At 39.7% G+C, this 24,895-nt stretch carries 21 protein-coding genes; 9 read left to right on the top strand and 12 right to left on the bottom strand.

Features of this window, described 5'->3' with window-relative positions; all coding sequences use genetic code 11:
- Positions 1 to 29 precede the first annotated feature (29 nt).
- Entirely contained in the window at positions 30 to 722 is a 693-nt protein-coding gene (locus tag K2X50_06470; GenBank protein ID MBX9586886.1) for a class I SAM-dependent methyltransferase, read from the bottom strand.
- 116 nt (positions 723 to 838) lie between these two features.
- On the opposite strand from K2X50_06470, the gene K2X50_06465 reads away from it, so the two are divergent.
- The 4 genes from K2X50_06465 to K2X50_06450 are packed head-to-tail and all read left to right on the top strand — an operon-like array spanning position 839 to position 5,621.
- A complete protein-coding gene (locus tag K2X50_06465) occupies positions 839 to 1,999 on the top strand; it encodes an isovaleryl-CoA dehydrogenase (GenBank protein MBX9586885.1) in 1,161 nt (386 codons plus the stop codon).
- A gap of 14 nt (positions 2,000 to 2,013) precedes the next feature.
- Positions 2,014 to 3,183, top strand: a complete 1,170-nt coding sequence (locus tag K2X50_06460; protein ID MBX9586884.1) for an acetyl-CoA C-acyltransferase — start codon at positions 2,014 to 2,016, stop codon at positions 3,181 to 3,183.
- Between the two features lie 16 nt (positions 3,184 to 3,199).
- Positions 3,200 to 4,807: a methylcrotonoyl-CoA carboxylase gene (locus tag K2X50_06455; GenBank protein ID MBX9586883.1), complete on the top strand. Its 1,608-nt coding sequence runs from the start codon at positions 3,200 to 3,202 to the stop codon at positions 4,805 to 4,807.
- 31 nt (positions 4,808 to 4,838) lie between these two features.
- On the top strand, positions 4,839 to 5,621 hold the full coding sequence (locus K2X50_06450; GenBank protein ID MBX9586882.1) for an enoyl-CoA hydratase/isomerase family protein: 783 nt from the start codon (positions 4,839 to 4,841) through the stop codon (positions 5,619 to 5,621).
- Here K2X50_06450 and K2X50_06445 read toward each other — a convergent pair.
- Genes K2X50_06445 through accD form a run of 5 tightly spaced genes read right to left on the bottom strand, consistent with a single transcriptional unit; the run spans position 5,618 to position 9,851 of the window.
- The gene (locus K2X50_06445) at positions 5,618 to 6,223 is read right to left on the bottom strand and encodes a tRNA-(ms[2]io[6]A)-hydroxylase (GenBank protein MBX9586881.1); all 606 of its coding nucleotides are present in this window, start codon (positions 6,221 to 6,223) and stop codon (positions 5,618 to 5,620) included. The two genes, K2X50_06450 and K2X50_06445, sit on opposite strands and share 4 nt — an antisense overlap.
- A gap of 20 nt (positions 6,224 to 6,243) precedes the next feature.
- Complete coding sequence (locus K2X50_06440) at positions 6,244 to 6,792, bottom strand: CvpA family protein (GenBank protein MBX9586880.1); 549 nt, start codon at positions 6,790 to 6,792, stop codon at positions 6,244 to 6,246.
- A complete protein-coding gene (locus tag K2X50_06435; GenBank protein MBX9586879.1) occupies positions 6,789 to 7,664 on the bottom strand; it encodes an SPOR domain-containing protein in 876 nt (291 codons plus the stop codon). The genes K2X50_06440 and K2X50_06435 overlap by 4 nt, the downstream gene beginning before the upstream one ends.
- 11 nt (positions 7,665 to 7,675) lie before the next feature.
- Complete coding sequence (gene folC, locus K2X50_06430) at positions 7,676 to 8,944, bottom strand: bifunctional tetrahydrofolate synthase/dihydrofolate synthase (protein MBX9586878.1); 1,269 nt, start codon at positions 8,942 to 8,944, stop codon at positions 7,676 to 7,678.
- Positions 8,945 to 8,957: 13 nt separating this feature from the next.
- Complete coding sequence (gene accD, locus K2X50_06425; protein MBX9586877.1) at positions 8,958 to 9,851, bottom strand: acetyl-CoA carboxylase, carboxyltransferase subunit beta; 894 nt, start codon at positions 9,849 to 9,851, stop codon at positions 8,958 to 8,960.
- 299 nt (positions 9,852 to 10,150) lie between these two features.
- Between accD and K2X50_06420 the strand changes: the two genes are divergently transcribed.
- The gene (locus K2X50_06420) at positions 10,151 to 12,049 is read left to right on the top strand and encodes a hypothetical protein (GenBank protein MBX9586876.1); all 1,899 of its coding nucleotides are present in this window, start codon (positions 10,151 to 10,153) and stop codon (positions 12,047 to 12,049) included.
- Between the two features lie 13 nt (positions 12,050 to 12,062).
- Here K2X50_06420 and truA read toward each other — a convergent pair whose 3' ends face one another.
- The 3 genes from truA to K2X50_06405 all read right to left on the bottom strand — a co-directional run bounded on the left by truA (position 12,063) and on the right by K2X50_06405 (position 14,780).
- A complete protein-coding gene (gene truA, locus K2X50_06415) occupies positions 12,063 to 12,860 on the bottom strand; it encodes a tRNA pseudouridine(38-40) synthase TruA (GenBank protein ID MBX9586875.1) in 798 nt (265 codons plus the stop codon).
- Positions 12,860 to 14,236: a hypothetical protein gene (locus K2X50_06410; protein ID MBX9586874.1), complete on the bottom strand. Its 1,377-nt coding sequence runs from the start codon at positions 14,234 to 14,236 to the stop codon at positions 12,860 to 12,862. Before K2X50_06410 ends, truA begins: the two co-directional genes overlap by 1 nt.
- 151 nt (positions 14,237 to 14,387) lie before the next feature.
- Positions 14,388 to 14,780: a hypothetical protein gene (locus tag K2X50_06405; protein ID MBX9586873.1), complete on the bottom strand. Its 393-nt coding sequence runs from the start codon at positions 14,778 to 14,780 to the stop codon at positions 14,388 to 14,390.
- A gap of 910 nt (positions 14,781 to 15,690) precedes the next feature.
- Here K2X50_06405 and K2X50_06400 point away from each other — a divergent pair.
- The 4 genes from K2X50_06400 to K2X50_06385 all read left to right on the top strand — a co-directional run bounded on the left by K2X50_06400 (position 15,691) and on the right by K2X50_06385 (position 21,297).
- Positions 15,691 to 16,611, top strand: a complete 921-nt coding sequence (locus K2X50_06400) for a lytic murein transglycosylase (GenBank protein MBX9586872.1) — start codon at positions 15,691 to 15,693, stop codon at positions 16,609 to 16,611.
- Between the two features lie 132 nt (positions 16,612 to 16,743).
- The gene (locus K2X50_06395; protein MBX9586871.1) at positions 16,744 to 18,318 is read left to right on the top strand and encodes a hypothetical protein; all 1,575 of its coding nucleotides are present in this window, start codon (positions 16,744 to 16,746) and stop codon (positions 18,316 to 18,318) included.
- Between the two features lie 128 nt (positions 18,319 to 18,446).
- Positions 18,447 to 19,301: a DUF5630 domain-containing protein gene (locus tag K2X50_06390; protein MBX9586870.1), complete on the top strand. Its 855-nt coding sequence runs from the start codon at positions 18,447 to 18,449 to the stop codon at positions 19,299 to 19,301.
- 148 nt (positions 19,302 to 19,449) lie between these two features.
- The gene (locus tag K2X50_06385; protein ID MBX9586869.1) at positions 19,450 to 21,297 is read left to right on the top strand and encodes a hypothetical protein; all 1,848 of its coding nucleotides are present in this window, start codon (positions 19,450 to 19,452) and stop codon (positions 21,295 to 21,297) included.
- Between the two features lie 21 nt (positions 21,298 to 21,318).
- Here K2X50_06385 and K2X50_06380 read toward each other — a convergent pair whose 3' ends face one another.
- From K2X50_06380 to prmB, 3 genes are all read right to left on the bottom strand, one after another.
- Positions 21,319 to 22,635: a hypothetical protein gene (locus K2X50_06380; GenBank protein MBX9586868.1), complete on the bottom strand. Its 1,317-nt coding sequence runs from the start codon at positions 22,633 to 22,635 to the stop codon at positions 21,319 to 21,321.
- Positions 22,636 to 22,918: 283 nt separating this feature from the next.
- On the bottom strand, positions 22,919 to 23,932 hold the full coding sequence (locus K2X50_06375; protein MBX9586867.1) for an aspartate-semialdehyde dehydrogenase: 1,014 nt from the start codon (positions 23,930 to 23,932) through the stop codon (positions 22,919 to 22,921).
- 30 nt (positions 23,933 to 23,962) lie between these two features.
- Positions 23,963 to 24,871 carry a 50S ribosomal protein L3 N(5)-glutamine methyltransferase gene (gene prmB, locus K2X50_06370; protein MBX9586866.1) on the bottom strand — a complete coding sequence of 303 codons (909 nt, stop codon included), beginning with the start codon at positions 24,869 to 24,871 and terminating at the stop codon, positions 23,963 to 23,965.
- Positions 24,872 to 24,895: the final 24 nt, after the last annotated feature.

Below are 24,895 nucleotides of genomic sequence, written 5' to 3'. Positions count from 1 at the left end.
CAAAATGTCAAAAGCCTACTGACCTATCTCTAGACTTGACATGCAGTTGGCCAAATTCTCAACATAGCATTACTGCCCCGCTGAAATTCGTATCCTACTTGTTTGAGCTCTACTCCGTAATGCTGCATTTGTAGTTGAAGCATGACTGGCCCTAATAAATCAGATATTTCACCGTATGCATTGGATAGCGGAAAAATTCTTGCTTCTTTTGCAACTCTACACAATTCTTTGATGAACGAAACGTGTTGTTCCAAACTCAATCCGATTTGTGCAAAAAGATAATGTGAACAAAGAGCCAAATCAAAAGAACTGTCTGGAAAATTTAATTTTGGTAATACTTCTGCTTGATAGCGTTTTTCACTTTGTCCTTTAGGATAATCAACAAGAAAACGCTCGGCTGCAAGTAATAGATTATTTTTGACATCACTCCAGGTGGCACTAGTATCCAATAAATATTGCTCTTGATGTTCGTCAAAATGATCTTTCATGCGTGCAATATTTTTTTCGACTAATGCTCTCATTTCTTTTTCATTGAGGTCATAATTTCGTGCACATGAAACAATAGATTTTCCTTGGGCAGACATTTCGAGATTAAAGGTATCAAACCCGCTGGCACACGTTATGATTTTTTTATTTAAATCCGACTCACTTAAATCAAACATATGTTGATAGTCTAAGAGGTTGTGTCCGCTTAAAAGTAGGTCTTTAACGACAGTATCCATTGTTTTCTCCTCGTCAGTGACGGTAGAATAAGACGAAATAGGTAGGGAGTCTACCATAATGGAATCGCTCATGCGACGAGTCAGATAAACGGACATTACATACGAAAGGGAGCCTTATGTCTCAAGGTCTTAATTTTCAACTAGGGGAAAGCATTGAGCTTTTAAGAGAATCAGTAAAGCAGTTTGCTGATAGAGAAATCGCTCCTATTGCCGCAGAGATCGATGCTTCTAATACTTTCCCTGTTGAGCTATGGCCCAAGTTGGGTCAGCTTGGACTCCATGGGATCACAGTCGCTGAGGAATATGGCGGTGCTAACATGGGTTATTTGGCTCATGCGGTTGCTATGGAAGAAATCAGCCGGGCTTCTGCCTCTGTAGGGCTTAGCTATGGAGCTCATTCTAATCTTTGTATTAATCAAATTCACCGTAATGGTTCACCTGAGCAAAAGAAAAAATATTTGCCTAAACTGGTGTCGGGTGAGCATGTGGGTGCATTGGCTATGAGCGAGCCAGGAGCGGGTTCTGATGTTGTGAGCATGCGATTACTCGCTGAAAAATTGGATGATAAATATGTTCTGAATGGTACGAAGATGTGGGTGACCAACGGCCCCGATGCTAACGTACTGGTTGTATACGGAAAAACAGATAAAGATGCAGGATCACATGGAATTACCGCATTTTTGATTGAAAAAGGATTTCGTGGTTTTAAGACCGCTCAAAAATTGGATAAATTAGGGATGCGTGGTTCAAGCACCTGTGAATTGGTTTTTGATAATTGTGAAGTCCCTTTAGCGAATGTGTTGGGAAAAGAAAATCACGGTGTGGAAGTGTTGATGAGTGGTTTAGATTATGAACGACTTATTTTAGCGGCTGGACCTGTTGGTATCATTCAATCTTGTTTAGATTTAGTACTCCCCTACGTTCATCAACGTAAACAATTTGGTCATGCAATTGGTGAATTTCAGCTTATTCAAGCGAAATTAGCCAATATGTACACTATACTTAATGCCTCCAGAGCATATTTGTATTCTGTTGCGCGTGCGTGTGATTCAGGTCAAGTAGATCGTAAAGATACTGCGAGTGTTATTTTATACACAGCAGAAAATGCCACTCACTGTGCGTTGGATGCCATTCAGTGTTTAGGTGGAAATGGTTATATTAATGAGTATGCTGCGGGACGATTATTGCGGGATGCAAAATTATATGAAATTGGTGCGGGTACTTCAGAAATTCGGCGTTTATTAATTGGTCGTGAATTATTTAAGGAAACGTTATAACGAAGGATTTTTTTATGTCGAGTGACACTGTTGTTATTGTTTCAGCTAAACGCACACCCATTGGTAATTTCCAAGGTTGTTTGCAAACGCTTTCTGCTACTGATTTAGGGGCAAAAGCAATTCAATCTGCTGTTGCAACAAGCACTATTTCGAGTGATGAGATTGATGCAGTGATTATGGGATGTGTTTTACCGGCCGGACTTCGTCAAGCACCTGCTCGTCAGGCTGCTCTAGGAGCTGGTTTACCCACTCATGTTGGCTGCACTACGGTGAATAAAGTCTGCGGATCAGGAATGCAATCCATTATTTTTGCGCACGATTCTTTACGCTCAGGCAATGCTCGCATTGCCGTCGCAGGCGGAATGGAAAGCATGAGTAATGCACCCTACTTACTTCCGAAAGCGAGATCGGGATATCGATTGGGTCATCAATCCGTTTTAGATCATCTTTTTATTGATGGATTAGAAGATGCGTATGAACATAAATTAATGGGATATTACGCAGAAAAGTGTGTCAAACATTTTAATTTTACACGTGAGGATCAAGATAATTTTGCACTAAAATCAGTTCAGAAAGCCCATGACGCAACTGCTAAAGGGTTTTTTAATGATGAAATTATTTCTGTCCACGTGAAGGATCAAATGATTTCTTTAGATGAAGGACCTCAAACTGCTCGTCCGGAAAAAATTCCTCAACTAAAACCTGCATTTGCCGCAGATGGCACTATCACTGCTGCGAATGCGAGCTCAATTTCAGATGGCGCTGCAGCTCTGGTATTAATGACTGAAAGCCAAGCTAAAGAATTAAATCTTTCGCCTCTTGCTCGACTTGTTGCTCACAGTTCGTATTCACAGGATCCTACATTCTTTACAACCGCGCCTATAGGTGCGATTAAGTTATTATTGGAAAAAACGGGTTGGAATATTGAGGATGTTGATTTATTTGAAATCAATGAGGCATTTGCCGCAGTGGCATTAGCAGCGATAACCGCTTTAGAATTAGATCCTAACAAGGTGAATATTCATGGCGGTGCCTGTGTGTTAGGTCACCCCTTGGGAGCATCAGGAGCCCGTATAGTTGTTACATTAATTCATGCTTTACGTACGCATGGTTTAAAAAAGGGAATCGCTGCATTGTGTATCGGAGGCGGTGAGGCAACTGCGGTTGCCGTTGAAATTATTTGATTTAATGGAGAAAGGAATGAACACATTAGCTTCTACGGTAAAGACCAGTAGTGAAACATTTAAAAAAAATACAGATGCGATGAAAGGACTCGTTGAGGATTTTCGCGCCAAATTATCATCGATTACTGCTGGTGGTAATGTAAAAGGTCGAGATCGACATGTTAAACATGGGAAATTATTACCTCGCGATCGAATTACAAAATTAGTGGATCCTGGTTCACCTTTTTTGGAATTATCACAATTTGCGGGTTATGAATTGTACGATGAGCCAGTACCATGTGGTGGTTTAATTACTGGAGTTGGCAAGATCGAAGGCCAGGAATGCATGATCGTGGTGAATGATGCAACAGTGAAAGGCGGTACCTATTTTCCGATTACAGTTAAAAAACATTTACGCGCACAAGAAATTGCGGCTCAAAATCATTTACCCTGTGTTTATTTGGTGGATTCAGGTGGTGCGTTTTTACCTGCACAAGATGAAGTATTTCCTGATAGAGATCATTTTGGTCGAATATTTTATAATCAAGCCCAACTCTCGCGTCAGAATATTCCCCAAATTGCTGTAGTAATGGGATCCTGTACCGCAGGTGGCGCTTATGTTCCTGCTATGGCAGATGTATCGATTATGGTGAAAAATCAAGCGACGATTTTTTTGGGTGGACCACCATTAGTAAAAGCAGCAACGGGTGAACAAGTCACTGCTGAAGAATTAGGGGGTGCTGATGTGCATTGTAAAATTTCCGGTGTCGCAGATTATTATGCTAACGATGATCAACACGCTCTACAATTAGCGCGCCGAGCTGTTTCAAATCTTAATCGCAGAAAAACAATATCGTTGAATACTTTAGATGCGCGTTCTCCTGAACATGATATTGAAGAGTTATATGGAATTGTTAATGCTGATCCTCGTCGACCGTATGATGTTCGAGAAATTATTGGTCGAATTGTAGATGGTTCAGAATTGGATGAATTTAAAGCATTGTATGGTGGGACATTAGTGTGTGGATTCGCCCATATATACGGCTACCCAGTAGGCATTATTGCAAATAACGGCATTTTATTTTCTGAATCTGCTCAAAAAGGCACTCACTTTATTGAATTATGTAATCAAAGAAAAATACCATTAGTTTTTCTGCAAAATATAAATGGATTTATGGTGGGCCGAAAATACGAAAATGAAGGTATTGCAAAACATGGCGCGAAAATGGTTATGGCTGTTGCCTGTTCAAATGTGCCTAAATTTACTGTGATTATTGGCGGAAGTTTTGGCGCTGGAAATTATGCCATGTGTGGTCGAGCCTATGCCCCCCGATTTTTGTGGACATGGCCAAATGCGCGAATATCGGTAATGGGTGGCGAACAGGCTGCTCAAGTATTGGCTCAAGTGACTCGTGAAAAAAATGCGCGTGACGGAACTCAATGGCCTCCTGCCGAAGAGGAAGCTTTTATGAACAATATTCGGCGTCAATATGAAACTCAGGGTAATCCTTACTATGCTAGTGCACGGTTATGGGATGATGGTATCATTGACCCTAAGGATACTCGTAAAGTGCTAGGAATTGGAATTTCAGCAGCTTTAAATGCACCAATTCACTCAACTCAGTATGGTGTATTCAGAATGTAATTTATTATGAACTAACCAAAGGACGTTAATCATGGTAACAGAAAGTGAACATCTTCTTGTCGACTGCAATCATGGCATTGCAACTTTAACATTTAATCGATTGCAACAACATAATGCTTTTGATGTGAATCTGATTAAACAATTACAAAAAACGCTCGATGAATTTGCTCTAGATCCAAGCATACGTGTGATCAAAATTAATGCGAAAGGAAAATATTTTTGTGCCGGTGGTGATTTAAAATGGTTTAAAAATGCCACTACACTCACAGATGCAGAAAATCAAGAAGATGCTGCTCTACTCGCCCGATTATTGCAAACACTTAACACGTTTCCTAAACCCACAGTTGCTGTGATTCAAGGCTCAGCATTTGGAGGGGGTGTTGGTCTAATAGCGTGTTGCGATATTGCTATTGCTGCACATTCAGCCTCTTTTGCACTCTCAGAAGTAAAATTAGGTCTTGTACCTGCTACTATTGCGCCTCATGTTTTGCGTGCGATCGGTGCGAGACAACTCAGACATTTTGCTTTAACAGCCGAAGCGTTTACTTCAGAAGAAGCTTATCATATTGGTTTAGTTCATAGCGTTGTCAACGATTCACTACTCGTTGCAACTGCTGACACTATCATTGCACAACTTCTGAACAATGGTCCCATTGCAATGGCCACCACCAAAAAATTAATTCAGGATCTTTCAATCACACCCGCAGGCGAGCTTGAAAAAACGGCTCAACTCCTCGCCCAAATTCGCGTCTCTTCCGAAGCTCAAGAAGGTCTCAGTGCATTCTTCGAAAAACGGGCTCCTTCTTGGAGCTAGACGACACCACTATGGAATCGGAATTCAGTATCAGGAGAAGTAATTAATTCAGCTTCTATGATAGCCAATGCACTGATGCGAGAAGAGATATCCTCTTGAGCGTAATGCTCTGCCAATTTAATGTATTCTTGAAAATGGCGAGATTCGGAGGCTAATAACCCTCTATAAAATTGGCTGAGTTCGTCATCGAGATGCGGAGCTAATTTTTTGAAACGTTCGCATGAACGTGCTTCGATGAAAGCACCGATAATTAATGTGTCGACAAGATGCTCTAATAAAGAATTCCTAGCGTGTTTTTTTAAACCACCCGCATAACGTGAGGGGGCTAAATGAACGTATTGAAAACCTCGAACCACGATAAATTTTAATACGTGTTCAAAATGTCGTAACTCTTCTCGTGCGATTCGTGACATTTTCTGGAGAAGTTCAGTCCGATCAGGATATCGGTAAATCATACTTAAGGCAGTCGCGGCGGCTTTTTTTTCACATTGTGCATGATCTACCAAGAGTAATTCTTGATTGGCGATGGCGGACTGTATCCAGGCGTCAGGAGTGGGACAGAGTAAAAATGTGTCGATTTCAAGTAATTGTACTGTATTCAATGCTGCTTAACTCACGTATTCTATTTTTTGTGGGGTTCTTCTTTTTTATCTTTGCCTTCTACCGTAATTTCAGTTTTTTCGACGTCTTTTGGAATCAATTCTTCCATTGCCGAAGTGATAGGTTTGAATTCCGGAATTAATTGAGATGATTTCCACCAATCTCGATCAATGAAGGCTGATCCTTGAATCATTAACACAAGTAAAGCGACTAATAAAATTCCCCGTGCAGCACCAAAAAGGATTCCGAGAATCCGATCAATAAGGCCTAATCCTGAAATGGAGATCAATTTACTAAGAAAGAAACTAAGAATTGCACCAATAATGACAATCGATAAAAATATTGCTAGAAACGCGACGACCATTCGTATGGATGAACTGCTGATTACGCCTGATAATTTCTCACCTAATCCTGATGAGAGTGTAAAGGCTAGATAAGCTGCAATTAACCATGTTGTTAGTGATAATGCTTCGCGAATAAATCCTCGTGATATACTAATAATCACTGAGAGGATGATCAAACCTAAAATAATAAAGTCTGTGACATTAAGATTGATTAATAAATCGATCATCGTTTGTACCTCACAACAATACCTTGAATATTCAAGTTGCTTTTTAATTGTGCCATAGTCTTTTCAGCAGTATTTCGGTCGTGTGCAGGCCCTACCAACACGCGATGCACATTGTTTCTTAACTTATCTCGTTCAGTAAATGCATTAAATCCTTTAGATTTTAGCTGATTGGCTAATTTATTTGCATTGGCTATTTCAGAGAAACTACCTAGCTGAATTGCCCATGCGCCAGTTCCAGCAACAATATTCTCATTTTGCTTGAGTACTATAGAGTTCCCAATATTTTGTTTTTTTGGCTTATCGGAAGATAAACTAAACTCTCTATGTTGTTGTGGATTGACTTTGCTGTTTTGTTTATCAGCAATTTTTTTTGTCGCTATCATTTTTTCTGAATTTTCTTTTTGAATGGCTATTTTAAGCGCGGCTTCTTTCACTAAATCATCATTGGCTGATTTACTGTTGGTCGATGTTTCTTTCGCTTTAACAACAGTCTCTTTGGGTAAAATTGGATGATTTTGAGGCTCTTGGGGCACCGGTTTATCGAGCAAATCATCTTCAGGTGAAGGTGTTTGAGCGTCATCATCATTTGTCGCAAAACTTTCATGATCTTCACTATCATTTGTATCTGATGTAGCTAACTCTTTTGTGTTATGAAGCAGCGCTTTATCAGACGATTCTTGAATTTGTGCTGGTTTGATAGTTGGGGCCTGATAAGCAACTGTTTTTCCCTCATTTTTGATGGGTTGAGCGTTTGCAACAGGAAGATGATTAGGCGGTGGTAATGCAACTTCACTATCGAAAATTAATGGCACTAATAGAATAGCCAGTGCAACAAGCACTATAATTCCGATAATTCGTTGTTTCATTTCCATAGCAGTTTCCCTCAGCGATTCTCTTCAAGTGTTATGGCGCATTGTACTGCGGCCACGGTATAAAAAGACCCAAAAACGACTACCCTATCCTGTGATGTAAGTCGTCCCTTCAAGTGTTGCCACATTGTAGTCGCATCGGCGTGATGATGACAAGCTCCCTCTGAAGTGGCTTTTATATGCTGAATAATTTCCGTTGTGGGACTGGCTCTAGGTGTTTCCAGCGGGAAAACATGCCATTCATGAATAATTCTCTTCATAGGTTCGATCATTCCTTGACAGTCCTTATCCGCAAGTACACTAAATAACGCGATGGTTCTGCCAGAATGCTCTTCTTTCATGAGGTTTAGCGCGAGTAATTCTACCGCCGATGGATTATGCGCTACATCAAAAATAATCGGACATTGATCTTGTATGACTTCAAATCGCCCTGCTAATCTCGTATTCTGAGCAGCATCAAACATGCATTGATCTGTAACAGGCAAATAGCGTTGTAATAATTGTGCAGCCACCAAGGCACAAGCTACACTGGTTTGAGGAACGCGAGGTGTTGCGATATCACGTAGTTCTTTTCCGCGCATTTTCCAATTCCATAAAGTACTACTCTGCTGTTCGATATAAAAATCTTTGCCATGTGTATAAAAATCACAATTCAATAGTTTGGCTTGATTGATCACCGAGCTCGGAGGTGAAAGATCCCCACAAATAGCGATTTTATTTTCCCGAAAAATGCCCGCTTTTTCGAAGCCAATGGCCTCACGATTATCACCTAATCGATCACAATGATCGAAATCAATTTGTGTGAGGATGGCGATAGAATTTTCAACACAATTGACGGCATCTAAACGCCCGCCTAAGCCTACTTCCAGAACCAAAATATCTAAGTCATTTTTTTTGAAAATGATCAATGCAGCGAGCGTAATAAATTCAAAAAATGTCAGTGGTGCATCAGAAATCTCGGTAGATAAAGTCTGGAATGCATCACAAATTACAGGTTCATCTACCGGTTTATTATTAATCTGTATTCGCTCACTGAAATGATGTAAATGAGGAGAATAATAGGAGCCTATTTTATAGCCTGCGTTGGAATACAGTCTTTGTAGTGTGGCGACGGTGCTGCCTTTTCCATTAGTACCTGCAACGGTAATGACAGGACAGTCAAAATGAGTTAATTGTAGTCTTTCAGCGATCTGGTTAATTCTATCGAGACCTAAAATAATGTCGGGAGAATGCCGTTCTGCGATTGCCGATAACCAAGAATCTAAATCGTAGCCTAACTTCATTGTTTTAGAGTTCTCAAGAAGTTGTTGAAGTATTTATTTCATCGGCTAAGGGTTGTGGGCAGTGTGTTAATTTTGCCAATAATCTTGCGACTGTGTTGCGCATTTCACGGCGATCTACAATCATATCAATAGCGCCATGTTCAAGTAAAAATTCACTGCGTTGAAAACCTTCGGGTAATTTTTCACGCACAGTTTGTTCGATTACACGCGGTCCAGTAAATCCGATTAAAGCTTCGGGTTCTGCAATAATCACATCGCCTAAGGTTGCTAAACTAGCTGAAACACCACCAGTCGTAGGATCCAGTAAAATCGAAAAATAAGGCAGTTTTGCGGCTGAAAGTCTTGCAAGTGCGGCACTTGTTTTACTCATTTGCATGAGCGAAATAACACTTTCTTGCATTCGCGCTCCCCCACTACTCGAAAAGCAAATGAAAGGCACTTTTCTTTCGATAGCAGCATGCACGCCTTGCACAAAACGTTCACCTACAGCGGAACTCATTGAGCCGCCAATAAAATCAAAATCAAAAGCACAGGCTACGAGAGGGATTTGTTTTAATTTTCCAGCCATTACAATCAGTGCTTCTTTTTCACCCGTTTTTTTCTGTGCAGCAACTAAACGATCTTTATATTTTTTTGTATCACGAAATTTTAAATAATCAACCGGTCCAACATCTGCTGCAATTTCTTCATGAGATCCTTCATCAAGAAAAATGGCTAATCGCATTCTTCCAGAGAGTCTTTCGTGATAACCACATTTTGGACAGACATTGAGATTGCGTTCTAATTCGGCGCGATACAATGTTGCACTGCATTTACCGCACTTACTCCAGATTCCTTCAGGCACGCCTTTCTTTCCACCTGATGCGGACTCGATTTTCGAAGGCAATAGCTTTTTAAACCAACTCATTATTGGGAATCCTAGCCGTAAAACCATCATTTTATAGGGGTATAGCCCTAGAAGGCAAGCATTTCCTAGCCAAGATATCCAATAAACAACCTGCCGAAAAGCAAGAATAACACGAATAATCAATAAGTTATGCGATATCTGGGATGGGCGGACTAACGTGCGACAGATATCTAGAAAGGGCTAAGGACTTCTTACGGCCTAGAGAAGCCCGGTAAACACCCAGGTAATACACTATAATTGTAATAAGAGATGAGGTGAGCACTTCACCGCTTCATGATCTCATAGAGGGGGTTTAGTGGATGAATAATAAAGTAGACAATACATATACTTTAGCGCCATATGTCGCTGAGTATCAGAATATTCGCAAGAAATTCGTTAATGGTGACTTTAAGGGTGCGGCATCATTATTTGATAAACTGTATAACGGGCTTGTAAAGTTACACGGCCAAGAAAAGGCAAAAAAAGTGCTAGGTGAAATTATAAATAAAGTAGGTGTTGATCATATAGACTTCGTAATACAAGACGTTCTCTCAAGAAATTTCACAGCGATAATAAGTGATGAAAAACGATATCTCAATAATTTTAGAACGATTCTGGAGGGCGTAGATAAAGCTCCTCTTAGAATGCAGAACCCTAATTTAGATCAATTTTTGGTTAATGGTGCAAAATTAAATACAGAGGTGTTATCAGGGCTGTTGAGGCACTATGATAATCTTTATGGAAAAAATTCTACAGCGGCTCAAGTCAATCTATTAATGAATCTGCAAGATCATATACTCAAAAATAATCCCTCAGATTCTAAAAGTATCAAGCTAATCCAATATGAGTTATATAAATTATTTTTACACAAGAAACAAGCCGTGGTGGACGACATGATCGAAAATCCAACCCACGCCCTCTTCATCATGAAAAATCCCAATATTATGGATCTTCTTTTTAATGAAGCTAACCATGAGCAACTAAATCAATTAATCGATAAATGTAAGCCTGAACTTGGCCGTGCAATTGTAATATTCAACTTGTTAGGAGACTTGCCTGGAATTAATGTGATAATAAGAGAAAAATTGCCACAACAAGACAATGCTGAGCAGAGAAAGTTGATACTATCAATATTCTCTGCTAATGAAGGCCATTTGAATGAGTCTACATTAGCAGCGTATCTGAGATTATATGATAATCCAGCCGATAAAATCGCAATATTAAAAACAATGTTAAATGATATCAAGACTAATGCGAATGGAAAGTATCCTAAAACTGGACTCGATATCAGAAGGCTATTCACAGGATATTCTTCACGACAAAATGAGGATATTCAATTATTAGAGAAAGCTGAAAAATCTCTAGCACAGCATTCTCAGCGGCAAAGCATGAGTGATTTAACAATGCCAAGCTGGACATCAACGACAGAAAGTAAAATCAAAAAACCTGATTTAGACAAAGCATTAGATGTGCTTGGTCTACAAATGGCAAAATTTGAATATTATATAGAAGACGCACGTTCGCTGATGAAAACTGATCTTAGAAGCTTAGATATTAACGGATTGAAGGAAGTTATAGAGTCTATTACTACTAATCAGCAGCATCTCAAGGAAGAAAAAAGAATGCTCGAGACACAAATAAACCAAGTGGGAACGACTAACATACCAGCAGAGCTTAATAATCAGTATGCCGCATTAACTAAACGTATTGATGCAACTCAAGCAAATCTCACTAACTTGAGGAATATAGCTACGGCAAAATTAGCTTTGCCGGGCTATCAGGCTGCTCTTAGGAATATTAATGCAATGACACGTCCAGGTTTCCCAAAAGATAAGTCTACATTTGGAACGCTGCGCAATAATCTACTGGAAATTGAAAAATACCCGCCTTATCAAAGTTATATTGAGCGCAGAAGTCAAAAAGAAAGTTTAAATAAAAATGAACAAACTGACGCCACAAATAAAACTAAAGCTGTTCCTGAAGAACATCTACTAAGCCCAGAGCAAATGAAGGCTTATAATGACATTGCAGAATTGAGAGATCGATTACGTAAATTTGACAACTGTAAAATACCTTTAGTAAAAAGCTATTATGAATCCAGAGTGCATGAGCAATTAAACAGAATGAACATTCCCTACTGTCCATTTCAGAAATTGATCAAAGAAATAGGTGAATTTAAAACGCAAAGCACTGCTGCTCCCGCTGCCAGTAAAAAATAGCCAAATATCGAGGCTAGGGTATGCTATCGAGCATCAATGGCAGGCCTGTAAATTCTGGCATTTCATGAATCGCGGGATATTCCACGTGAACTAGATAAAGCCCAAAGGGGTGCGCGGTGATTCCGCCGGCAGTTCGATCTTTGGCAAGTAACACCTCAAGAGCCCAATGGGCATCTCTCTTCCCTTCTCCAATCACCATCAATACCCCTGCGATATTGCGTACCATATGATGTAAAAATGCATTGGCGGTAACATCGATTAGAATCAAATCACCCTGACGATGGACATTTAAGGATTTTATATCTCGAATGGAAGTTTTCGATTGGCACTCCGCATCTCGAAATGATTGAAAATCATGTTCACCCACGAGGTGCTGCCCTGCTTCATGCATTTTCATGGCATCTAAATGTCGGAAATGCCAACTCATTCGATGAGGATACAATGCACTTCGAATTGGTCTATTAAAAATAATATAGTGATAACGACGTGATAATGCGCTATGTCTAGCATGAAAGGATTCGTCTACTTCACGAATCCAGTGCAAAGAAATGTCCTTTGGTAAATTCGTGTTGCCGCCCAAAAGCCAGTTTTTGATGGGGCGCTCGACATCTGTAATAAAATGACCGACTTGACCTGCGGCATGTACACCCTTATCAGTGCGGCCTGCACAAATAACACTGATGGGAGCATCGGCGACTTTTGATAAAGCAAGCTCGATTTCTGATTGAATTGTCTTTACGCCAGGTTCTTGAGTTTGCCAACCATGATAGCGGGTGCCATCATATTCTATACCAATCGCAAATTTTGGCATTAATGTACAGTATCCTGGATTATATCAGCGAGAATTTTGCGCGCTTTATAACGTTGTTCTTCATTGCCATGCGTAATTACCTCATTAAGGACATGCGCAGCTTGCGAAGAGTCACCCATATCAATATACGCTCTAGCTAAATCGAGTTTTGCAGCAACCCCTTCTTGACTGCCAAGATAGTCATACTCATCTTCAATCACTTCAACGATTTCGACCTCTTCTTCAGGCAAGCTTTTTTTCTTTGTGATTGTAGCGGAGATTTTTTTGGTCACATCGTCATGGGAGCGACGCTTTCTGGAAACGGTAAAAATCAGCACGAGTAAACAGGCTAGCACGCTGCTTCCCATAATCCAAATGCCATAGTCACTGAATGCTGAGTGATGAAAAACTGGCGTAGAATATTGTAAGTAATTTTCTTTGAGTTGTTTTAATTGTTTATCAAGCGAAGCAATTTGATTTTTCATAGCAACATGTTCATCTTCTATGATATCAAGTCTTTCTCGAGTATATTTATCTAAGTCATTGAATCTAATTATAAAATTATCGACCTGCTGAGTTAAATTGCTAATATGTGTTGCAATACCATTTTTTATTAGAGTTTCTGCTGTGATTGCAGTAATGATTCCGTTAGGAGAAATTGCAGTTTTCGTTTCCTGACGTGCTTGCAATGCAGATGTAAGTGCCTGAATAATAGGGACATTAAACGAGATGATAGGCTTAAAAGGTGTGCTTAAATTATTAGATGGCAACGCCGCTTGAAGGATGTCTGTGAAAGGATCATTTAAACTGATTGATGGAACGAGTTCATTCAAAAGCCGTTGTTGTGGAGGTAGTGAAATTTCTTTTGAAACAATAGGTTGCGTGACTGTTACAGAATTTGATTCTAGTGTAGTTGTATTTTGAGCTTGGGCAGTTTCAGTTGTTGGGTTGGAAAAAGTTTGATGAATTTGAATACTTTCGGGGTCGCGTGCGTGTTTGATGGTGCCAAAAGGAGGGGCTTTGGATCCGTCTGCGCGTGTAGGCTGTTCGAAGTCTATTTTGTTCAGCCATTTCAGATTTTGGGCAGATATTTGGAGGAGCGCAGTAACGGGCGAAATTGCCTTTATTACTTCAAGTGTTGGAATTCTAAGATGTTGCCCTGCGCGTAAACCATTAACGTTGTTGTCTGCAAAAGCTTCTGGATTGGCTTTAAGTAAGGCAATCATCATCTGTTGTTTAGATATATCACGATTGGGGCGCGTTTTTTGAGCGATGTACCAGAGATGGTCGTCAGCTGTAGTTGGGCCGTATGTTTGGGTATCATTGGCCAAATTGCATATGGAAACAGCTAAGAGCACTGTTGTGACAGCCAGTATGGTTAGAAGTTTTCGCAACAATTAGTCCCTCTATTTCGTAAGAACTAATGTTAATGGATTCAATAGTTATTGGCTAGAGATTTTTGTCGTTGTAGCAGGTAAAAAAAAGTAGTTCTCAACGTGTTGAGTCACTACTTTTAGAAGGAATTGATCGTTGAATTACATTTTACATTTAACGAGGTTTTGGATTAAAGACTTTTTGATGTTCAAGTTCTTCAGTATCGGACTGCATAAACGCCGGACGTGGTTTGAACGATTTTTGGTTTTCTTGTTGAGATTTAGTCACGGGTGTTTGAGCAATTTCAGCTAACATTTCGGGTGAAATTTCGTTTTGGAGTTCAGTACGATTAGATTCTGGTGCAGGTGTGGCCGCAGTATCTGCCATAGGGTATCCCTGAGCAAGTTGGGTCATTGTAATATTTGTAGTCATTGTATGGCTCTCCCGCAATCGAGTTGCAATTTTTAGTAACGTTTCATGTAAAAAATGTTGTGTAGTATCAGCCACAGTTCGCAGTGTAACTTGAGCATCGCCAAGTGCTGTCAAAATTTGTCTGTAACTACTCAAGCTATTTATCCTTTTCACTTCTAAATTAAGGCGGATTCTAAATGAATTCCTGTCAAAAATCAATCAATACAGGACCTATTATACTCTTCTAAGATTAAGAAAGTCTTAAGTAAATACACCTACTTAAACTTCGCTTAAATTCAACGAGTTACCAAAGTCGGCGTTACAATCCGACGCATTTTCCGCAAAAAAGGAATTAAAGAAATTTTAAGGAGTTAGACTGGGCAAGACAACCTTTTCAAGGCCGCGTTCGTTTCGTAGAAATTCGTTGGGTTCTTAAAGTCGGCGCGAGAATCCGACTGTCTTTCCGGGAATGGCTCGCTCGGGTCCCCCTCGCTGCGCTTTATTTCCCTCCAAGAAAGTTGGATTCTTCGCCTACGCGACTTAGGATAATTTTTTTTCCGTGTTTTAAATTGGCGTTTTCATTTTGCTGCTTCTACAGACTAAGTCAGGTATAGCCTTTCAAGACCGCCGTAAATACTTCCATGTAGTCTTCGTTCGTCAACGATCTTGAAAGGCTATACCTGACTTGTCTGTACGCAGCCGAGCCAATGGAGAATATTTCGTTGCCACTGTTGAACAATGAACTTTGTTTCGCGATTTTTTTAAAAAAGTCTCCAGAGCTAAAGAAATAAAAACTTAGCACGGAGTTGAGAAGACTGGGCAAGATCTACCTTTTCAAGATCGTGAGAAACAGGATGTTTCGACCGAAGCCTACAGGGATGTATTTACGGCGGTCTTGAAAAGGTAGATCTTGCCCAGTCCAACTCCTTAATACTCTTAATGTTTTCGTATTTGAAAAGTTTCTGTCGAGGTTTCGAAAATAGACTATAATGGTAAGTTCTATTTTGGAGATACGTTAATGAGTAAAGGTTTTTTCGTTGGTATTATTGTTGGGATATTCATCTCGATGGCGAGCTACGCACAACAAAATCAAGAGAATTCTGACTGGCAAAACTGGGTACAAAACCTTCGAAAAGAAGCCTTAGCGCAAGGCATCCGCCCGCAAGTATTCGACTCAGCGTTTGAAGGCGTTCAACCTAGCCAACGTGTCCAACACTTTGATAAAACCCAACCGGAAAAACGCCTCACCTACGCCGAGTATCGTAAATCTCGCATCGATACATTTAGAATTATTTTGGGTCGTCGCGAATACAGCAAATACCAAGATTTACTTCAGAAAATTGCTGCCGACTACCACGTAAACCCTTGCATAATTACAGCCCTCTGGGGACTTGAATCGAGTTACGGCCACTTTAAAGGCAACTTCCCTGTCATCACCTCACTCGCAACGTTGGCCTACCAAGGGCACCGCAAAACGTTCTTTCGGCATGAACTTCTGTTGGCACTCAAAATTCTTAATGATCATCATGTCAGTTTCTCAAACTTTAAAGGTGAATGGGCAGGCGCATCGGGACAGACTCAATTTTTGCCTTCAAGTTGGTACAAATACGCAGTTGATTACGACGGCGATGGCAAAAAAGACATCTGGAATAGCACTGATGATGTATTGGCCTCTATTGCTAACTACCTTAAAAAAAATGGATGGCACAGTAATGAGCCTTGGGCACTAGAAACAACCTTACCTGATGATTTTGACGAATCTCTTTACGGTTTTGAAAACGCACGCCCTTTGTCTGAATGGGAAGAGCTCGGCGTCGAAGTTCCAAAACACCTTTCACCAGAGCTTGAAGCTGCAATTATCATGCCATTAGGTGGCCCTGCTCTACTCGCCTTCCACAATTTTAACATCATAAAAACTTACAATAATTCAACCTTTTATGCAGGATCTGTAGGCTATTTAGCCGATAAAATTTGTTCAAAAAATTAAAATTTTTTAACGCCGACATTACACAGCATCTCCCGGTTAAGGATTTTGGGAGAGGCTGGCCCTTGCTTTAAACGAATTATCTGATAATCTTCACCATGTAAAATTATTAAAAAATTAATACGGAGATAAATAATGAAGAGTAAAAATGCAGACTACGATAAACTCACTGGGTTTCGCCAAGAACTACAAAATATTGTTCTGAGGCATTTGCAAACTGAAATGCCCACTGTCCAAAATCAATGGCAGAAAAATGAAGTCAGTTATTTTATTACTCAAATTACAAAAGATAAAAATCATCCTCTTCATCCACAGCTTGAAATTATTCAGTTCTTCAATGCAATACTTGGTGAAATCGAAAAGTACATCAAGGAATTAGAATTTAGCCGTGATCCGAGCACAAGACAATCCGGCATTCAATTTTTAACAATGGTTCTGAATGCGATAAAAATAATAGGTGCTCTTCATGCTGAAGAACTAACCGTCAGAATTAATAGAAAAGACTATACAATTAAAGGATTAACAGGATATAGATCTGTGGTGACATTCTGGTTAGTAGAATATCCCACACAATTTGCAAAATATTTTGATGAATTTCATACTAAATGGAAAAATTTTGGCGTTGAAAATATCATTCCAAAGTTAGACCCTATATTTTCACCGCGCGCAATAAAAGTGAAAAACAAAAATGAGATGGGGTCTCAGGAAAATGATGTCTCTTCAAATTCAGATGCTGTGTTGAGTGAAAGTCTAAGTAATACATCTTCAAGAGGAGTACTGCAAAGTAAATCTGAAGTAAAAATAGATGGCACTGATACTCACATATCAGGAACGAGTACTGATATTGGTGATCTTAAGGAGAACATGGAAACGCGACCTGCTAGACAGACTATAGAAGGAGAACTCGAGTGTGCTACTGAAGAAGAAAGTGATGAAGCTCGGAGCGATGAAAAGGTCGGTTCAAGATCTACTCACGTACCTACAGCACATCAAGTCAGAGAAAGTGACGAAGAAGCCAACGATGACGATGAATATACTTATGAAGACTATTACGTAGACGAAGATGAAGAAGAGTCAGGTGATGATACAGAAGAATTCAGAAGTAACGAGAAAGTAGCTGTACCTAAATTAGAGAGAAATGATCAACAAAGATCTCAACTAACTCAAGAAAAGGTTGATTCAGATGCAGAAGAGAGCGTTGAGAAAAAAACGAGCCAAGGCAAAAAGAGATCAAAAATAATAAGGACACCAATCAAGAGATGGTTTATAGATACAGATGGACGGTCATGTGAGGAAGAAATCTATGAAGAAATTTTAATTGAAGATGGGGAGTCAGTCACCCCACCACGTACGCCAGGCAACGCAGACTCTCCTGTAAAAGGTTTATCTCTGATTAAAAGATCCAATCCCGCGTTATTCGGACGTTTGCAAAGGCTCTCAATGGATAGAAAAAATTTTTCGGTATCCACGGCAACACCTACTGAGGCAGATGAAGCTGTAGCTCACCAGAAAATGAAATCAACAGAACTAAGTCCTATGAGCGCCCTTCTTGCAGATTGTGATAGCTTTGTGAAAGAACGATCACTAGGTGAATTGGATGGCGTAACTAATCTGGATGGTCCTGATGTAGAGTATGAAGGTGATGAAGAACATGAGACGACTGCCAGTAGGGCTCTCAATTTTGGCTCATCGGGAAGTGATACTGAATAACTAACAGTAAAATTTAATATTGAAGCAAATTCTTAAATCGATTACTATGGCGACATAAAATCTAGATTTCATGCATTAGCACCTTGTCAGGTTTCAACTGCAGAATCTAAGTTAAATTAGGAGTACTCATGGAAGAGTCCCAAGAAATACAGCAAATTGGATTGCGCAAATATACTGCCCTGATGGAATCAGTCAATAATGATTTTGCAGAACTCTTGTTACTTTCAGAATCCAAGAAAAAAATAGTTGATCGTTGCCTAGATCCTGATCTTGAGTCTATTTGGGAAATGATTTGGGAGAAAATGAATGCAGAACCCACTTATCAGGAAGCACAAAAAAATTCTTCATTACGATATCGTCCACTAAAACACCAAGCATTTTTAGCTCCCTTTTATCGTGTGGCGGGTTTGCATTATTTTCATCGAGGATCCAGACCAGGGCATCGAGAATTATTATTGAAAGCGGCTGCTCCACCCTACTCTAGTTTTCACGCATTGCGCGCATTATCAGAAGAACTTGTAAAACTGGAAAAAGGTGATGGATATCATTTTGCTTTAGCACTAAATCGTGCTAATACTGCGGCTGCAGTTCATCATGCGCCTGGGTATATACTATTGGCCGAAACGCATTTTGATATTGCGTGTTATTATAATAAAACTAATTCATCTCGTTCTCGAGATTATTTCGAATTCTCACTGAAAAACATTGTTATCGCAGATCAATTACAACCGCATTGTGCAAACAGTATGCACAATGCGTATTATGGTTTAGGTCCTAAAATCAGTAATGGATTCGGACTTGAAACAACACAAGAAATGCTTACTCATTTGATTGCGTTGATTGAAAAAGCAGATCCCACTATTGATATTCCATCGCTCATTGCCTCGGCAAAAAAAGAAGCACTAGAGATTATTAGAGAATTTTATGAACCTAAAGAAGGTCATTCTTTACTCTTTAAGAAGCAAAGAGTTGGAGGCTTCTAGCCAATAGCCTATTGTATACTTCACCCTAGCACCCTCAAAGCCTCTATCTACGCCAGTTTCACGCTGGATGTTAATAAATTATCCTGAAATCAATGAGTTATAGAAAGTGTACTATAATTAAAGTAGAGATAATTTAAGGGGGTATGGCATGAATAAAGATAATCCAAGCAGAGAACCAGTGAGAGGCCCGTGGTGGGTTCGTGTTGCCAATTTTTTTAGTAATTTGTTCAAAACTGAAGATGAATTAAAAAGAGAACAAGAAGTTAAAGAAATTAATGCCATTGGCCAAGATTTTCTACTTATGCAGGAGTTTGTCAAAGGAATAAATAATCCAGATTATCGAAATGAATTAAATAAAAGACTGGCGAGTGGATCAGTTGAGATTAGAAGTTCTCTTGCAAATTATTTAGTACAGGTAAAGGATCTATTAAAAGAAAATAAAATACCAAATAATGCAGAAGATATTTTGAATGGGTTACGCGAAGTAATAGATGAAGTAGATAAGATGCAAAAGGGTGCCGCTTGGAATTTAGGTGATAAAGATGTACCAGGCACTTGGGATAGATGGCGTGAAGGAATGATCAATGGAATCAATCAAGCAATGGATAGTATTAGAGCATTAAAGCAAGAGCGATCAGCTGAGAGGCTGAATGCAGATCAAGCTCTAGAATCTCCATCTGTTAATAGATACGTCGAAAAAGAAAAACTCTATGCATTCATAGAGAAAGGATTACCAGAGAATGATAACTATAGGGAGCTACTAAAAACACAACTTGCTAGTGGAAGAAATGATATTGTTTTGAATATACCAGCCTATCTACATGAAGAGATGAAAAATCTTCAAAACAAAACAGTATCGGAGGGTTTACCAGGGAAGTTGGAAAAGCTTATAGCCCTTTTAGGTGAAGTAAAAAAAATGGAGAAAGGATCTGCTTGGAAAACGTCTGAGGTCGATGCTAATACAAGTTCTGATAGTTGGTTTACTGCCATGAGTAATACAATAAATTTATTAAACGGGATGATTGATAAAATTCAACCGCAGAATCGGACTGTTGCTGGACCTGTACAACAAGCTCCAGTAAGTGAAGAAGAAACTCAAGAAAAAGGAACGCAACCTCAGCAAGAGGTAATTCAAGGACAAGTTACTGAGCAATCTACTAGGCCTCCATTGCCATCAACAGGTCCTTTACCTCAGACTCCACCTCCACCTCCGTCTGCTAGCGGACCTCAGGCAGCGCCTCGAACTTCTGGCAAGGAGGTTCCAGGTAGAGTCTCAACTCGACCAGCGGTACCTACTGCTCCATTACCACGACCTTCAGGACGAGGACCTTTACCTACTCCTGGTCAAGGATCTCAGCCAGCTTCAACTAAAGAAAGTCCAAGTAGAGTCTCAACTAAACAAGTGGGAATTACTCCACTAGCGCGACCATCAGGACGACCTTTACCTACTCCTGGTCAAGGATCTCAGCCAGCTTCAACTAAAGACAATCCAAGTAGAGTCTCAACTCGACCAGCGGTACCTACTGCTCCATTACCACGACCTTCAGGACGACCTTTGCCTACTCCTGCTCAAGGATCTCAAAGTTCAAGCAAAGAAAATCTAAGTAGAGTCTCAGCTAGGCTAGGGGTAGCACCTACTCCGGTTCGAAGAAAAACTCCGGCTGTAGCTGTAGATCAACCCAAACCTTTAAGAGTTTCACAAACGGGAAATCTACCAAGAGAATCTCAGGGTTCAACTGAAGGAATCAAACCTGTTTCAGAGCCTCCATTACCGCTTCCGAGAAAAACTCAAGGTCCATCGCCTCAACCAAGCAAGCCAAAAACAGATAAACCAGTCGCGCCTCCAAGAACATCTCAAGCACAACCACGAAGTGGGCAAGTTGAAAACCTTAAGCGCGAGCGAGATCAAAAAACGAGTGATGTCTCTCCCCCGTTGCCAGAACTTCCTAAGATTTCTTCAGGAGATAGCGGATCAACTCCAACGAATAAAAAGTAATTATAGCTATTTTTTTATTTTCTATTTTATCTGTAGAGAACTTATTTCATTTAGCGCATTTTCAATTTTTCTTCTGGGGGATCGCGTTACAAGTTCAGGATCCGGTTTTCTTTTTTCTTTTGTAGGAGAATTATGGATCGGAGATAAAATACTCGCCATTGATTCTGCAAGAGGTGCGGCAATTCGTTCTTTTTGATGGGCAGCATACGCTTCAGCAACAACATCAACACCGGCACTTAGCGTTAAAATTGTATTTGCGAGTTCGGCATTATCGACGTGAGACAAGAACAACCACATCAAGATATCATGATCAACTTTGAGCGTATAATCTGAGCGGGTTTCTTTTTCAAGACCATTAAAAGCTTCAAGAAAACAGGTCAAAGGAGATGGATAGGTTGAAAAGAAAAATTGAGCAATGCTCTCATTTTCAATAAGAAAATTGTTGTCAGTATCTATTAATAGCTCGGAATTTTTAATCTCATCTTGAAGATCTATTAAATGCTTAAAGCTCAATGTATGCCACAACATTCGAATATCCATAATCAGTGGCATATTGTAGACTACGGGTTCTATACTCTCTTCAAATTTTAGGGTTTCGCCTATACGTTTTTGTACTATTTCAATTATACTGACGCTCTTTGTTTGTGAGAAAAGATTTTGAAGTGTAATAGTGAACTTGGTAAGCGTCGTTTTCATTTCTGATTGCTTATTATGATCTAGCCATTTCATGAGAGCCATATCTCGAGACATGCAAGCCTTTATAAAACTGCGCCGCTTTTCTAGCCAAATCAAAGCGTCTAAAATTGGTTTTTTTTCGTCATGTGATGATAGATGATAAAGATCAAAAAGTTTAAGTAACCGCCAAGATGAGATACCTTCGTCTAATACGCTTAAAAATTTACACCCCTCTACTGTATTGCAAGGTTTTAATTTATTCAATAACTTGCCAATATCAATTCTCTTTCTACGTTTACCCGTTGACTTATTTTTTACTGTTTTTAGTATTTTTTCGCTGGAGTGTTTGTTAATGAGCGCGGTAAACGCCTGATATAATCTTGTATAGTATTCTTGACTTATCGGATTCTCAGCAAGATAATCCACAACCTTTTTCGGTGAAGATGAGATCAGTAGATCATCAAAAATTTCAGCGTGATCCCAAAGAAAAGATTCAGCTTGCGCAGAAATCGATGAGTTTGATGGAAGAGCAGCGGCGATATCAGCAAGATCATTTAACAGATCAATTGATGAGTCACCGTAATCAACTGATGGCTTTTTAGGACAAGATTCATCTGATGAATCTAATTCGTCTGGATTTCGTTCTCGTTTATGCTCACTCATAGTATTGGACTCTGTTTTAGTAAAAAACACGCGTCCGAGCGATGTAAACTTTCCTAAGCTTGAAATGCTAACAATTTGAATCGTTTAGGTCAATACCCTCAGCATCTCCCGGTTAAGGGTTTTGGATTTTTTGGTCACTCAATGCCATATTCAGGGGTGTTGATATTAAAAACCGGGAGATGCTTCCTTTAATATACTTAGGGAAGAGAATCACGATTCTCTCCCCTAAAACCCCTCATCGCGAAAGAAAGTTCTTCTAACACTATGATTGTAAATTTGGATATTAGATTTCATTTAGCAGCAATTCGGCAATTTGCACAGCATTTAAGGCGGCGCCTTTGCGGATATTATCGGAAACTACCCAAAGATTTAGGGCATTTGGATGGCTGATGTCTTCTCGTACTCGCCCTACGAAAACGCCGTCATGTTTAGCAGCCTCAGTGACTGGCGTTGGATAGTTTGAATCAGGTTCCATCAATATTACTCCGGGCGCCACTCTCAAGAGATCTTTGGCTTCTTCTGCAGAGATTTTTTTGATCGTTTCAATGTTGATGGCTTCAGAATGACCATAAAAAACAGGAACCCTTACGGCAGTTGCATTCACTAAAATATCGAGATCTCCGAAAATTTTCTGAGTTTCCCAAAACATTTTCATTTCTTCACGTGTATAGCCATTGTCTTGAAAGGCATCAATGTGGGGAAGTACATTAAAAGCAATTTGTTTTGGAAATTTTTTGCATCCTACATCTTGTCCATTCATAACGTTCGCAACTTGACCCGCTAATTCTGCTAGAGCTGATTTTCCAGCACCCGAAACAGATTGATAGGTCGCCACATTAATGCGACGAATTCCGACAGCGTCGTAAATCGGTTTTAATGCAACAAGCATTTGAATCGTTGAGCAATTTGGATTTGCAATAATATTGCGTTGACGAAAGTCTTTGAGTGCTTCAGGATTAACTTCAGGTATCACGAGTGGAACATCGACGTCTTGTCGAAAATGTGAAGTATTATCGATGACCACAGTTCCTGCATCGGCCGCTATCGGTGCGTAATGTGCAGAAACACTTCCGCCTGCAGAAAATAATGCAATCTCTGCATCAGCCCAATCGAATTTAGCCGCATCGGTAACTCGAATATTTTTACCCATAAAACTCACTGATTTTCCTGCTGAGCGTTCGCTACCCAAGGGAAATAATTTTTTTACTGGGAATTGCCTTTCAGCAAGAATTTCAATAATAGTTTCTCCGACAGCACCTGTTGCGCCAAGAACTGCAACGTTAAATTCACGACTCATAACATTAATCCTCTAATAATAATCTACAGCTTACCACATTTCACGACATGCATTTAATTGATCGGCAGTTAAAACAAAAACGCCCTGCCCGCCCTGTTGAAATTCAACCCATGTAAAAGGAGCCATTGGATATCGTTCAATTAATTTAGTTTCACTAAAGCCCACCTCACAGACTAAAACCCCTTCAGGTGTAAGATATTTCGCGGCTTCTTTTAAGATTTTTTGCACAATATCTAATCCATCAGCCCCATATCCGTACAATCCTATTTTGGGTTCATGTTGAAATTCTTTGGGTAATGCAGAAATTTCTTCATTGCTCACATAAGGTGGATTAGTGACAATAAGATCATATTGTTTATTACTTAATTCATTGAATAAATCACTGTGAATTAAATTAACGTGATCTTGTAATCCATATTGTGCGACATTAATTTTCGCAACGTCTAAAGCATTTTTTTCATAATCAACGGCGTCCACTAATGCATTCGGAAATGCAAGGGCACATGCTGTTGCAATGCATCCACTGCCTGTACATAAATCAAGAATTCGATCAGGGCTATTAGAAACCCAGGGTTTAAACTCTTGTTGAATTAATTCAGCAATCGGTGATCGTGGTATCAGAACTCGTTCGTCCACATAAAAATCTAAACCTGAGAACCAAGCACGATGAGTGATATACGGAACAGGTTTTCGTGTCTCTACACGTTCGTCAATAAGTAGAACAATTTGCTGGCGTTCTTCTACTGTGAGTCGGGCATCTAAAATATCGTAGGACTCAATGGGTATTGATAATGCGTAACTCAGTAATTGAAAAGCATCGTCCCAGGCGTTATCTGTACCATGTCCGAATACTAATTCAGCTTTGTTAAATCGACTGGTAGCCCAACGTAAATAGTCTCTTATTGTCTTGAGGTCGTTGACGACTGAAACATCACTCATAGCTTTCTGCCCACTTTCTATTAA

Source organism: Gammaproteobacteria bacterium (genome assembly GCA_019748175.1).
In the GTDB taxonomy this organism is placed as follows: domain Bacteria; phylum Pseudomonadota; class Gammaproteobacteria; order JAIEPX01; family JAIEPX01; genus JAIEPX01.
The sequence above is the reverse complement of the archived record's forward strand: the minus strand, read 5'-3'. Positions and strand labels throughout refer to the sequence as shown.

Coding starts and splice junctions, on each gene's coding strand:
- K2X50_06385 (MBX9586869.1), top strand. CDS start 19,450: ATGAATAAAGATAATCCAAGCAGAGAACCAGTGAGAGGCCCGTGGTGG.
- K2X50_06380 (MBX9586868.1), bottom strand. CDS start 22,635: ATGAGTGAGCATAAACGAGAACGAAATCCAGACGAATTAGATTCATCA.
- K2X50_06440 (MBX9586880.1), bottom strand. CDS start 6,792: ATGATCGATTTATTAATCAATCTTAATGTCACAGACTTTATTATTTTA.
- accD (MBX9586877.1), bottom strand. CDS start 9,851: ATGAGTTGGTTTAAAAAGCTATTGCCTTCGAAAATCGAGTCCGCATCA.
- K2X50_06460 (MBX9586884.1), top strand. CDS start 2,014: ATGTCGAGTGACACTGTTGTTATTGTTTCAGCTAAACGCACACCCATT.
- K2X50_06390 (MBX9586870.1), top strand. CDS start 18,447: ATGGAAGAGTCCCAAGAAATACAGCAAATTGGATTGCGCAAATATACT.
- K2X50_06455 (MBX9586883.1), top strand. CDS start 3,200: ATGAACACATTAGCTTCTACGGTAAAGACCAGTAGTGAAACATTTAAA.
- K2X50_06435 (MBX9586879.1), bottom strand. CDS start 7,664: ATGGAAATGAAACAACGAATTATCGGAATTATAGTGCTTGTTGCACTG.
- folC (MBX9586878.1), bottom strand. CDS start 8,944: ATGAAGTTAGGCTACGATTTAGATTCTTGGTTATCGGCAATCGCAGAA.
- K2X50_06400 (MBX9586872.1), top strand. CDS start 15,691: ATGGCGAGCTACGCACAACAAAATCAAGAGAATTCTGACTGGCAAAAC.
- K2X50_06420 (MBX9586876.1), top strand. CDS start 10,151: ATGAATAATAAAGTAGACAATACATATACTTTAGCGCCATATGTCGCT.
- prmB (MBX9586866.1), bottom strand. CDS start 24,871: ATGAGTGATGTTTCAGTCGTCAACGACCTCAAGACAATAAGAGACTAT.
- K2X50_06375 (MBX9586867.1), bottom strand. CDS start 23,932: ATGAGTCGTGAATTTAACGTTGCAGTTCTTGGCGCAACAGGTGCTGTC.
- K2X50_06450 (MBX9586882.1), top strand. CDS start 4,839: ATGGTAACAGAAAGTGAACATCTTCTTGTCGACTGCAATCATGGCATT.
- K2X50_06470 (MBX9586886.1), bottom strand. CDS start 722: ATGGATACTGTCGTTAAAGACCTACTTTTAAGCGGACACAACCTCTTA.
- K2X50_06395 (MBX9586871.1), top strand. CDS start 16,744: ATGAAGAGTAAAAATGCAGACTACGATAAACTCACTGGGTTTCGCCAA.
- K2X50_06465 (MBX9586885.1), top strand. CDS start 839: ATGTCTCAAGGTCTTAATTTTCAACTAGGGGAAAGCATTGAGCTTTTA.
- truA (MBX9586875.1), bottom strand. CDS start 12,860: ATGCCAAAATTTGCGATTGGTATAGAATATGATGGCACCCGCTATCAT.